Here is an 11619-nt window from a genome sequence, read left to right on the forward strand (position 1 = left end):
CGATCCGGCGCCTGTTCTTCAGACAGCGGCGCCACCTCCGTCGACGTACAACGTCGATCCCGTCACATAGCTGGCCCGCGGCGACGCCAGGAACAGCACCGCCTGCGCGATCTCGGCCGGGCGCGCGGTGCGGCGCAGCGGAAGATTGGTCGCGATGTCCTCGATGGACTCTCCCCACTCCGCCAGCACGCCCGCGGTGCGCGTCGGGCCCGGTGAAACGCTGTTCACCCGGACACCGTGCGGTCCGAATTCGGCGGACCACGTTCGCGTCAGTGACGTCAACGCGGCCTTTGTCGCGCCGTACACCGATGCCCCCGGAATCCCTTTTCCCGCTGCCAACGATGTGACGTTGACGATGCTGCCGCGGCCGCGGGCGATCATGCCCCGGACGAGTTGGGCGACCAAGAAGTAAGCGCCCCGAACGTTGGTGTCGAACATGGTCTCGAACGACGTCAGATTTTGCTCCACGGTGGGAGCGACCGGAAAGGCGCCGGCGTTGTTGACCAGAATGTCGACCGCGCCGGCTTGGCTCACCAGCTCGGCGATCGAGTCCATGTCACCGAGATCGGCCCGGACAAACCTGATGTTGCCTTTGATTTCGGCAGCCGCCCGGGCACCGCGCTCGGGGTCGCGGCCCGAGATCACGACCTCGGCGCCCTCGCTTGCCAGCAGGCGTGCCGATTCCAGGCCAATGCCGGCCGTACCGCCGGTCACCAGCGCGATCTGGGATTCGAGTTCCATGACGCCAGTCAAGCCGACCGTCGGTCACCGCGAGGCGCCCAGCCCATTGCGATCGCCGATGCCCTCGATAGAAAATCCCGATGAGATCACCGGTCGAGGTGAGTACCGTCAGTCTTTGCCCCGCGGCGGCGGCTGCACCGAGACACCGGTGGACTCGTGTTCGGGACCCGCGGCCGGGTGTTCGGCGGGGACACGTTCGCGGAACCGGGCACCCTCGCTGGGTCGCTGCGCTTGCGGCCGGCCGTCCGGGCTCCGGTATGGTCCCGGTTTCCGGCGGGGCTTTCCGCCGGGAAATGCCAGCCGAACGATGGTGCGCTGCACCATCAGCCACTGCTTGGAGAACCGGCCGGAGTTGTACGGCAGCTCGTAGCGCTCGCAGATGTCTTTGACCTGGGGCGCGATCTCCGAGTACCGGCTACTCGGCATGTCTGGATAGAGATGATGTTCCACCTGATAACCAAGGTTGCCGCTGATGATGTGGAACAGCGGGCCGCCGTCGATGTTCGCGGCCCCGACCAACTGGCGCAGATACCAACCCCCGCGGGTCTCGTCCTCAACGTCTTCCTCGCTGAAGGTGTAGGTCTGGTCGGGAAAATGACCGCAGAAGATGATCGCGTTCGACCACACGTTGCGGATGACGTTGGCCACCGCGTCGGCGCCCATGGTTCGTAGATAGGTGCTTTCCACTCCCGGCATCACCTTGTCGAGGAAGGCGGCCGTGGCACCCACGCGGCCCTTGCCCGACACCCTGCGAAGCGCCCTGCCCAGACGCGACCGCGCCGGCTGGTCGATTCTGCCGTGCGCGGCCAACTGGACGAGCGCGAAGGCGCCGGCGCTGATCAGTGGCCAGCCGAGATAGTCCTTGAAGATCTGCGCGCGCACTTTGCCCCCGATGCCTCGCAGATCCTTGCGCACCTCCGACCATGGCTTCTGGCGGGTGCGGATGGCGTCGATGTCCATGTCGTGAATGGCCACGCCCCACTCGAACAGCAGCATGAGCAAGACGTTGTACAGCGGCTGAAAGAGAAAGCGCGGTTGCCATTTCTGATTCGGGTCGATCCGCAGGAGCTCGTAGCCGAGATCTTTGTCCTTGCCCAAGATATTCGTGTAGGTGTGGTGAATGTAGTTGTGTGAATGCTTCCAGGCTTCGGCGGTCGACGCGGTATCCCAGTCCCACACCGAGGAATGGATATCGGGATCGTTCATCCAATCCCACTGCCCGTGCATCACATTGTGGCCGATCTCCATGTTCTCCAGGATCTTGGCCATTCCCAGACAGGCCGTGCCCAGGACCCAGGCGGTTTTCGAGCGCGATGCGAGCAACAGCACGCGGCCGACCACGACGATCTGGCGCTGGACCGAGATCACCGTCTTGATGTAATGCCGGTCCCGTTCACCGAGATCGGCGAATACCTCGTCATGAATCGCGTCCAGTTCTTTCGCGAGCTTTTCCAGCTCTTGCTCGCTCAGGCGGGCAAGAAGCTCGCCCCCAGTGGTTTTCGCGGCGGTCGTCATAAGCCGCTCCTTTCGATCACAGTTCGAGCTCAACATCGCCTTCGGCGGTGTTGATGCAGATCCGTATGTCTTGTTCGGTGGGTTCGATCACTTCACCTGAGCGCAGGTCACGCAGCTTGCCCGACTTCAGCGTCCCGACGCAGGTATGACAAATTCCGATTCGACAGCCGTAGGCGAGGTTGAGACCGGCCTTCTCCCCCGCCTCCAAAATCGATGTGCCCCCGTCACATTCGACGTCCTTCTCGCTGTCCAGGAAACACACTGTGCCGCCCTCACCGGCGTTGGCGTCGCCGCCGATCTTGGGCTGGAAGCGCTCAAAGTGCAGGCGGTCGCGGTCCCCGTTGCTTTCCCAGTGCTCGATCAGCGCGTCGAGCATGTCGCCGGGACCCGAGCAAAAAGCCTCGCGCTCGCGCCAGTCCGGGCACACCTCGTCCAGGTCGCCTGGCTCCAGCCGGCCGCGTTCGGCGGTGAGACGCAAGTCCAGCCGCATCCCTTGGTGGCGGCGCTCGAACTCTTCGAGGACCGACAAGAACATGACCTGCTCACGGGTGCGCGCACAGTGGATGACCACGACATCGCCGAAATCATCCCCGTGATCGATCCTGCGCAACATGCTGATGATCGGCGTGATGCCGCTGCCCGCGCTGATGAACAGCATCTTGGCCGGCAGCGGTTCGGGCAAGGTGAATACGCCTTCGATCTCGCCGAGCCGCACCAGATCGCCGGGTTGGATCTTCTGCACCAGATATGGCGACACCACCCCGCCGTCCACCTTCTTGGGCGTCACGCTGATCAACCCGTCCTCGGGCGCAGGATCCGACGTCAGCGAATACGCGCGCCAGTGGTAGACGCCGTCGACGACCACGCCGAGCCGAACGTATTGACCGGGCTTGTGGCCCGGCCATTCGTAGCCGGGCCGGATCAGAACGCTCGCGGCTTCCGAGCCCTGGGGCTCGATGCGTTCGACCTTTCCGCGCAGTTCCCTGGTGGTCCAGAGCGGATTGATCATCTCCAGGTAGTCGTCGGGCTGTAGTGGACTGAACAGCCGCCGCACCGCGCGCAGGAACAACCGACGCCCGCGGGGGACGTTGGGCTGTGCGCCGCGTTCAGCCATGCCGTCAGAGTACACAGTTGTACACCGCTGCTAAACATCGATTTGAATTATGTTGCAACACAGGCGATACCATGCATCGAGGTCCGTGCTCAAATAGAAGTAACCGTTTACTGACGGATGTCTATTAATTGTGGGCGGTTGCGACGGATACCTGTGCCGTGTTCCCCGGTAGCCCGCACCCAAACCTTTGTTCAGAGGCTTCGCGTCGACCACCCACCGGGCGCCGCGCCGCTGCCGCGCCTAGTGTCGGTGGGTGTGCTGATCGGGTTCCTCCTCGCGCTGGGCTGCTCGGTCTGCTACGGCACGGCGACGGTGCTGCAGGCGGCCGGGACACGATCGGTGGAAGCGGGCAGCGGCTCGGGTGTCGACACCGTGTTGCTGCTGCGAGCCATCCGGCAATGGCGCTACCTGATCGGTGTCGGCCTCGACATCGTGGGGTTTGCGCTTCAAGTGGCCGCGCTGCGTCTGGTTCCGATTTACGTCGTCGCAGCAGCGCTGGCGGCCTCGATCGCGGTCACCGGCGTCGTGGCCGCATGGGTTTTGTCGGCGCGGCTGTCAGCGGCCGAATGGACGGCCGTCGGCGTGGTCTGCGTCAGCCTCGTCGCGCTCGCCGTGGCCGCCGGACCCGGCCACTTTCGACATGCTCCGACCGGCCTCGGCTGGGCGCTGCTGGGCGTGGTGGCTGCGATATTCATCGCCGGCGCCGCAGCCGGCCGCCTGCCCGACCGCGCGCGTGCGCTCGCACTGGGTCTTGGCGCCGGGAGCGGCTTCGGCGTCGTGGAGGTCGGTGTGCGCCTGATCGACGCGATCGATCCCACCCGGCGCTCCTTCTATATCAATCCCGCCTTGTACGCGGCCGCGGCCGGCGGCGCCGCGGGGTTTCTCCTGCTCACTTCCGCCCTACATCGTGGCTCGGTGACCACCGCCGTCGCGGGGATGGTGGTCGGCGAAACCCTCGCGCCGGCGTTCGTCGGTGTGGTGTGGCTAGGTGACGCCGCGCGCGACGGGCTTGGCTGGCTGGTGGTCGCGGGGTTCGCCGTCGCGGTGTCCGCGACGCTGGTACTGGCCCGGTTCGGCGAAGCGCCCGCACCGACCGAAGCGGCCTGAAACGGGCACTTAGTTCATGACCCGGCGGCGGTGGATGCCCCACGGCCATCGGCATTTTCGTTCGCCGGAGCGTAGGTCGTGCCGCGGGTGGGGCGCGCCCACAGCACCCCGTCCTGTGCGCTCACCCCCGCGGCGATGAGCGCGCGCTTGAGGATCTTGTTGGTGGCGGTCGCGGGCAGTTGGTCGTTGATGCGCACGTAGCGCGGCCACGCCTTCGGCGACAGATCCGGCTGCGACGCGAGGAATTTCTCGAAGTCGTCCGGCGTCAGGTCCGCCCCGGCGCGCAGCACCACGGCGGCCATCACCTGGTCGCCGACCTGGTCGTCGGGCACGGCGTAGACGGCGACCTGGCTGACTGCGGGCAGCCGCGCCAGGATCCGCTCGATCGGCGCGGCGGCCAGGTTCTCCCCGTCCACCCGCATCCAATCGGAGGTTCGCCCGGCCAGGTAGATCCACCCGTCGGCATCGCGGTAGGCCAGATCTCCCGACCAGTACATCCCGTGCCGCATGCGCTCGGCCGTGGCGTCGGGGTCGTTGTAGTAGCCGGCGAAGGGCCCAGCTCCCTGGGTGTTGACGAGCTCTCCGACGGCCTCATCGAAGTTGGTCAGCGCCCCGTGTGCGTCGAACGTGGCGACGTCACATTCGGTCAGCGTCGCCGAGTTGTAGATGCTCACCCCGGGGTACGGCTTGCCGATGGAACCGGGCGGGGTGCCGTCTTCACGGACGACGATGACCGCGAACTCGCTGGATCCGAAGCTGTCCACCACGCGGCAACCGAAACGCCGTGCGAATTCGGCGATATCGCGATCGGTCGCCTCGTTGCCGAAGGCCACGCGCAACGTGTTCTCGGCGTCGTCGGGACGCTCGGGGGTGGACAGGATCAACGCCAGGGGCTTGCCGACGTAGTTCAGGTAGGTCACGTTGTGGCGGCGGACGTCGTCCAGGAAGCGGGACGGCGAAAATTTCGCGGGGACCATGGTGGCCCCGCTGCCGACGGCGACCGCCCACCCTGCGGCGACGCCGTTGGAGTGAAACAGCGGCATCGCCAGATAGCAGACATCGGCGGCGGTGACGTCGTACTGGAAGATCAGGCTGGCGCCGCACATGATCGCCATGCCGTGCGCAAACCGGGCCACCTTCGGGTCACCGCTTGTCCCCGAGGTGAAGATCATCATGAACGTATCTCCGGCGGCGACCTCGCGGTGCGGTGCCAGCGGTGGCGCCGCGGCCACCGCATCAGCGTAGCGCGCGCCGCCCACGTCAAGAACGCGAAGGCCCTGGAGATCCAGGCCCTCCAGCAAGGGCATGTGTTCGTCGTCGACGAGCAGAATTTGGCAGTCGGAGCGGTGGATGTCGGCAAGCAGAGCGGGTCCTCGTCGGGTCGTGTTCAGGCCGCACAGCACGTAGCCGCCGAGCGCGGCCGCGGCCATCGCACGCAGCATGGCCGGTGAATTGCCCAGGGCGGCACCGACATGCAGCGGCCGGGTGCGATCGGCGCACGCGATCAGCGCCGCCGCCTCGGCCTCGGCTTCGGCGAGGTGCTCACGCCAGGTCCACGTCTTTTCGCCGTGCGCGATCGCTGGGGTGTCCTCGTGCATGCGCTGCCGCAAGAGCTGCTGAACCGTCTCCAGCACTGTCTCACTTCCTCTTGCTGTCATCGGGTGTGCACCTCCGACGCCGCCGACGCTGACGCCGCTGCCGGGATCATGCCGGCCGGTACTTCAGTAACGTGATTCCACGGTGCAGATCGTCGAACACGGGCTCCACCCGCATCCCGATCCGGATGTCGCCGGGATCGACGTCGACCAGCTCGGTGCTGAACTTCGGGCCGGCATCCCACTGCACCACCGCGAGCAGCTGCGGCAACGCGTCGGCCCAGGGCGGACCGGTGGGCCGGCGCGCGATGGTGAAGGTGTACAACGTTGCGGCGCCGTCGATTTCACGCCATTGCAAGTCGTCGGCCAGCGTGCCCGGGGCGAGGGTCCGCGGGTAGAACACGTAGCGCTGCAGTGACGGCGAGTACTGCACCAGGATCCGGTGCTGCGCCAGGCCGTCCCAGAAGGGTTGCGAGACGGGTGTGGGCTCGGGGACAGGATGGGTCATCGCTAATCCCCCCGCATGAGCAGGGCGACTTGCTCGCTCATGATGCCCCCGTTGCCGGTGACGAACGCGGTGTGGCAATCGGGCACCTGCGCGTCGCCGGCGCGTCCCATGATCTGCCGCGCGCCGTCGACGACGTGATGCATGCCGCCGGCCATGCCGGCCTGGCCGAAGGACAGTTGGCCGCCCGCGGTGTTGAGCGGGAAATCACCGCGATGGGTCAGGTCGTGTTCGCTAATCCACGACACGCCTTTGCCTTTCGCGCAGAATCCGGCGTCCTCCAGGCTCATCAGCACGGTGATCGTGTAGCAGTCGTAGATCGAGGCGACGTCGACATCGGACCGGCTCAGCCCGGCCATCGCGAAGGCCCGCTCCGCGGCGCGTGCGATCGGGGTGGACAGCAGGTCGTCGGCGTAGGTCGGGGTCTTGAAGGCGATGTGTTCGCCGAACCCCTTGATCCAGGCCGGGCGGTGGCGGCCGCTTCGCGCGATGTCGGCGTTGGCGATCAACACCGCGGCTCCCCCGTGCACGCGCATCACCGTTTCCAGCATGTGGATGGGGTCGGCGATCATCGGGCTGTCCAGCACGTCGTTCACGGTGATGGGGGTTCCGTGAAAGACCGCTCCGGGGTGGGCGCACGCGTTGGCGCGCTGGTCGACGGCGATCTTGGCGACCGCGGCGGGGTCGTAGCCGAATTCGGCCGCGTACCGCTGGGCGATCTGCGCGTAGGGCGCGTTCTGGCCCACGTTGCCGTAGGGGATTTCGAATTCCGCCTGCGGCGAGCCGTAGTTGTTGGAGGACGCCCCATACCAATTCGGCTCGGGCGCGGGTCGCCGCTCGGACTGCGGTACCGATGTAGATCCGGGTACCACGGCCAGCGCCGCCTCGCAGATGCCGAGTTCGACCGCCGCCGCGGCCCGCCACACCATGCCGGCGGCCGTGGCTCCGCCCAAATCGACCCGTTCACCGAAATCCAGCGCCAAGCCCAGGTATTCGCACAGGGTGGCCGGTGCGAACATGGCCGACTCGGCGACGCCGTGGGTCAGCAGGCCGTTGACGCAGCCAGGATCGACGCCGGCGTCCTCGATCACCAGCTTCGCCAACAGCGCGTACTGGTCGAGGGTGAACAGCGGCGGCCGGGTGGGACGCCGTTCGGCCGGCAACTCGGCGATGCCGACGATCGCGGCCTCGCCGCGCAGCCCGCTCATGCCCGGGTCCCCCGCCGCGGCAGCTCCACCGTGGCGGTGCCGGGCATCAGCACCGTGTCGTCGCGACGCCCGGCGATGTCCAGATCCACTTGCCCGTATCCCCCAACACCATCGTCGCCCAGGCGCTTTCCGGTGATCACGGCACCGAAACTGAGCGGCTCACCCGGATAGGCGATCGCCCGGTTTTGCACCGAGAACGTCACGAGCCGGCCCCGCCCGCCGATCCAGTCCCCGAGGGCTCGGGCCAGCAGCGCCGCCTGCAGCGGGCCGTGCACCAGCACGTTGTCGTAACCCTCGGTGTCGCGAGCCCACTGTTTGTCGTAGTGGATGCGGTGGCCGTTGTACGTGGCGGCGCTGAAGAAGAACATCTGGGTCTCGTCGACGGTGACCGTCAGCGTGGGGATGTGGTCGCCCACGGCGACGTCGTCATAGAACACCTGCGCCGCGGTCATCGGCACCACTGCTCCTCATCGCTTCGCTCTGCATCGTCGTCGGCGCGGGTCATAAGCACCACTCCTCCTCATCGCTTCGCTCTGCATCGTCGTCGGCGCGGGTCATGGGCGGGCGATCATCGACGTTGACGCTTCGGCCAGCAGGTCGCGGTCCTGGTTGCGGTACACCGTGTGCCAGGTGACGAGCACGAATCTGCCGGAACGGCCCTGCTTTTCGACGATCGACTCGATGGTGCGGACCATCTGGATTTTGTCACGGTGGTAGGCCGGCAGGTGAAACGTGAAGCTCTCCCCGCCGGCCATCCGCTTGGGGGCGCGGGGAAACGCGAGGCTGCCGGAGACCGCTCCGGAGGATCCGTCGGGGCGCAGCGAGTCGAGCCGCGATACCCCGAGGATCGCGTACTGCAGAAACAGCGGAGGGCAGATGATGTCACGAAAGCCGTTGGCGCGGGCGTACTCCGGGTCGAAATACAGCGGGTTGTCCTCGCCCACCGCGACCGCCCATCGTTGCCAATCGCGCCGGTTCACCTCGCCGGTCGCCGACGCGGCGACCGTGCCCACCCGCGACGCCGACTCGGCGTCGATCAAGCTGTCCTCACTCACCGGCGCTCCCTTCGTCCATGCTCTCCTGAAGCCACGATGCGGCGACGTCGGCGCCGCCGCCGAGCGTCGAACCGAACCGGGCCCGTTCGGTCCACAAATGCAGGTCGGTCTCGGTGACATAACCCATGCCGCCGTGCAGTTGGTGGGCGTCCAGCGTGATCAGCCTCGCCGCGGTGGCGGCGTGCATGCGCGCGATGGCGGTTTCCCTGTTCGCGGCGCGGCCGCGCCCCAGCCAAAACACCGCCGCGTGCCCGGCCAATCTGGCGGCCGACAGCGCGATGTGCATGTTGGCGATCAGATGCTGGGCGGCCTGAAACGACGCGATGGGCCGGCCGAATTGATGACGCAGCGTGGTGTAGTCGACGGTGCGGTCCAGCACGGCCTGCCCGACGCCGACCAGGTCGAGTGATCCGAGCGCCACCGCGGTGTTGGCCAGCCGGCGCAATCCCGCCGCGGTGACACCGTCGAGCACGGCTTCGTCGGCCACGACGACGTCGTCGAAGCGCACGGCGAACGCCCGGTGCCCGCCGGCGATGTCGAGTGGCTCGACGGTCACACCGTCGGCATGAACGTCGACGACGAAGGCCAGGGTGCGTTCGGCTACGTCCCGCGAAGAGGCGGCCGACACCACGATCAGATCGGCGACGTCGGCGTCGGCGACGTAGTCCGCGGTTCCGTTGAGTCGCCACCGTTCCGGGGCGAGATGGGCCCGCAGCGGCGGAGTGACGAGCGCGGCGTCGCGGGCGTTCCACAGCGCGGTGGTGGCGCGCACGCTCCCGGACGCGAGCGCCGGCAGCCAGGCGGCCTTGGCGTCCGCGGAGCCGAGCCACTCGACGGCGAGGGCGGCGTGCACGCTGCTGTGCACCGTCGTGGGACACAGCGCGCGACCGGCTTCGGTGTAAAACACGGCGAGGTCGTCGAGTGAGCCGCCGGCCCCGCCGTACTCCTCGGCGATGGCGAGGCCGAAGACGCCCGCGTCGGCCAGCGCCTTCCACAGCGCCGGGGTGCGGCGGTCCGCGCCCGGTTCGCCGAGGGCGCGCACCAGACTGACCGGGTTCTCGGCGGCCAGCAAGGCGCGTAACGCCGACGCGAACTCGCGCTGTTCGGCGGTGGGGATCGTCTTCATCGGTGGTGTGCGCGGCTCGGAATCAGCGTCCATAGGAGGGCATTGCGTGCCCGCGCTGGGCGATGATGTCGCGAAGCACCTCGTTGGTACCCCCGCCGAAGCGCATCAGCGGGGCGGCCCGATAGAGCCGCTCGAATTTGCCGGCCAGCGGGGCCTGTGCGCTGCGATGCGCCAACAAGCCGTCCGGGCCGAGGAGATCAAGCGCCAGATCGGCGATGCGCTGCCGCAGCTCGCTGGTGAACACCTTTTCGACGCTCACTTCGACGGTCGGAATGACACCGCTGTCGAGGATCGAGGCCGCCTCGTAGCCCATCAGGATCGCCGCCGCGACGTCGGCTTCGGCCTGCGCCAGCCGACGCCGAAGCGACGGGTCTTCGGCGGGCACCGTCCCGTCCCGCCGGGGACTGCGCGAAAGCTCGTGCAATTCCTCGACGGCGCGGCGCAGGTCCCCGGCGTTGGTCAGCGCGCCGCGCTCGAGGTCGAGCGCGCCGGTGATGTAGGTCCAGCCGCGGTTGACTTCGCCGACCAGGTTGGTGACCGGCACCCGCACGTCATGGAAGTGCACCTCGTTGGTGCGGTAGCCCGACCATGCGTAGAGCGGGCGGATTTCGATACCTGGGCTGTCGATCGGCACGATGATGACCGAGATGCCGCGGTGGCGGGCCTCGGTCGGATCGGTACGGACGCAGAGCCATTCGTGCGTAGCCCGTTGCGCGCCGCTGTTCCAGATCTTGGTGCCGTTGATCACCCATTCCTCGCCGTCACGGGTTGCGCTGGTCCGCAGGTTCGCCAGGTCGGTCCCGGCCTCGGGCTCGGAATAGCCCACCGCACAGATCATTTCGCCTCTGGCGATCGGGGGCAGCCATTCGCTCTTGTTCCGCTCGGTGCCGTGCCGCATGATCATCGGCGCCACCGACGTGACGGTGAGGTCGGGGCCGGGCACACCCCAGTATTCGAACTCGCTCATCAACAGATGCAGGTGAACGGCGCCGAGGCCCCTTTCACCGGCAAGCCCGCCGTACTCGCGTGGCCAGTTCAACCCGAACCAGCCCTTGGCGCCGATCGCCCGACGAAACCGCGCCACCTCGCCGTCCGGAAACTCCAAATCGTGCGCGGCGAGCTCGGCGCGCAGGGCGGGGGTGACGTTGTCGTGCAGAAATTCGCGGACCTCGGCCAGCCAGGCGCGCTGCCCGGCGTCGAGTTCGAAATCCATTCCGGCGCCTATGCCTTTCTCGGAGTCCCCGGCCAAGCCTTACATCGAGCAGCGTCAGCGTAACGCCGGCGCGAGATCGCGCGAGGCATTCTCCAGCGCGTCCGCCACGAGTGGCCGGGGCCCGGACTGTAAAACGGCTGTCAAACTCCCGTTAAATCCGGTCGACGCTCTGGCGGATCCGCCGAAGTGCTGCGAAGATTTTCAGATCGTTTGGTCGACGCGGACCAGGGATTCTGCCCCAGCCCGAGGGAGAAATCATGCCCACCGTTGAGATGCGCCTCCGCGAAGATTTGCGCAACTACGCCGTCGAATTGAGGCAACTGGCGTACACCCTTCCCCTAGGCGTAGGCGAGCACAATCTTTTGCAATTGTCCGATCGCATGCGCGCCGCGGCCGACGAAATGGTCCGCAAGGGCGCCTGACGCCGCACCCCGGCCGCG

Annotated in this window: 12 protein-coding genes; 2 read left to right on the forward strand and 10 right to left on the reverse strand. The window is 67.2% G+C overall.

The window, feature by feature from the left end; translation table 11 throughout:
• Positions 1-18: 18 nt before the first annotated feature.
• The 3 genes from A5775_RS07710 to A5775_RS07720 form a co-directional block, all read right to left on the reverse strand.
• Complete coding sequence (locus tag A5775_RS07710; protein ID WP_067250173.1) at positions 19-741, reverse strand: SDR family NAD(P)-dependent oxidoreductase; 723 nt, start codon at positions 739-741, stop codon at positions 19-21.
• 108 nt (positions 742-849) lie between these two features.
• Positions 850-2256, reverse strand: a complete 1407-nt coding sequence (locus A5775_RS07715) for an acyl-CoA desaturase (protein ID WP_067250175.1) — start codon at positions 2254-2256, stop codon at positions 850-852.
• A gap of 16 nt (positions 2257-2272) precedes the next feature.
• Positions 2273-3370 (reverse strand): ferredoxin reductase, encoded by a 1098-nt coding sequence (locus tag A5775_RS07720; protein ID WP_067250274.1) that lies wholly within the window; start codon positions 3368-3370, stop codon positions 2273-2275.
• A 243-nt stretch (positions 3371-3613) separates the two neighbouring features.
• Between A5775_RS07720 and A5775_RS07725 the strand changes: the two genes are divergently transcribed.
• A complete protein-coding gene (locus A5775_RS07725) occupies positions 3614-4477 on the forward strand; it encodes a DMT family transporter (protein WP_067250177.1) in 864 nt (287 codons plus the stop codon).
• A 14-nt stretch (positions 4478-4491) separates the two neighbouring features.
• Here A5775_RS07725 and fadD1 read toward each other — a convergent pair whose 3' ends face one another.
• The 7 genes from fadD1 to A5775_RS07760 all read right to left on the reverse strand — a co-directional run bounded on the left by fadD1 (position 4492) and on the right by A5775_RS07760 (position 11179).
• The gene (fadD1, locus tag A5775_RS07730) at positions 4492-6111 is read right to left on the reverse strand and encodes a fatty-acid--CoA ligase FadD1 (protein WP_067250180.1); all 1620 of its coding nucleotides are present in this window, start codon (positions 6109-6111) and stop codon (positions 4492-4494) included.
• Positions 6112-6181: 70 nt separating this feature from the next.
• Positions 6182-6580 carry a Zn-ribbon domain-containing OB-fold protein gene (locus tag A5775_RS07735; protein ID WP_067250184.1) on the reverse strand — a complete coding sequence of 133 codons (399 nt, stop codon included), beginning with the start codon at positions 6578-6580 and terminating at the stop codon, positions 6182-6184.
• A gap of 2 nt (positions 6581-6582) precedes the next feature.
• The gene (locus tag A5775_RS07740; protein ID WP_067250187.1) at positions 6583-7785 is read right to left on the reverse strand and encodes a thiolase family protein; all 1203 of its coding nucleotides are present in this window, start codon (positions 7783-7785) and stop codon (positions 6583-6585) included.
• Entirely contained in the window at positions 7782-8237 is a 456-nt protein-coding gene (locus A5775_RS07745; protein WP_067250277.1) for a MaoC/PaaZ C-terminal domain-containing protein, read from the reverse strand. Before A5775_RS07745 ends, A5775_RS07740 begins: the two co-directional genes overlap by 4 nt.
• 102 nt (positions 8238-8339) lie before the next feature.
• The gene (locus A5775_RS07750; protein WP_067250191.1) at positions 8340-8840 is read right to left on the reverse strand and encodes a MaoC family dehydratase N-terminal domain-containing protein; all 501 of its coding nucleotides are present in this window, start codon (positions 8838-8840) and stop codon (positions 8340-8342) included.
• Entirely contained in the window at positions 8833-9966 is a 1134-nt protein-coding gene (locus A5775_RS07755; RefSeq protein ID WP_067250279.1) for an acyl-CoA dehydrogenase family protein, read from the reverse strand. The genes A5775_RS07750 and A5775_RS07755 overlap by 8 nt, the downstream gene beginning before the upstream one ends.
• A gap of 22 nt (positions 9967-9988) precedes the next feature.
• On the reverse strand, positions 9989-11179 hold the full coding sequence (locus A5775_RS07760) for an acyl-CoA dehydrogenase family protein (protein WP_067250194.1): 1191 nt from the start codon (positions 11177-11179) through the stop codon (positions 9989-9991).
• A gap of 257 nt (positions 11180-11436) precedes the next feature.
• On the opposite strand from A5775_RS07760, the gene A5775_RS25625 reads away from it, so the two are divergent.
• Positions 11437-11601 (forward strand): hypothetical protein, encoded by a 165-nt coding sequence (locus A5775_RS25625; protein WP_197512414.1) that lies wholly within the window; start codon positions 11437-11439, stop codon positions 11599-11601.
• The last annotated feature ends 18 nt before the right edge of the window (positions 11602-11619 follow it).

Origin of the sequence: Mycobacterium sp. 852002-10029_SCH5224772 (genome assembly GCF_001667315.1) — a bacterium.
Classification (GTDB): domain Bacteria; phylum Actinomycetota; class Actinomycetes; order Mycobacteriales; family Mycobacteriaceae; genus Mycobacterium.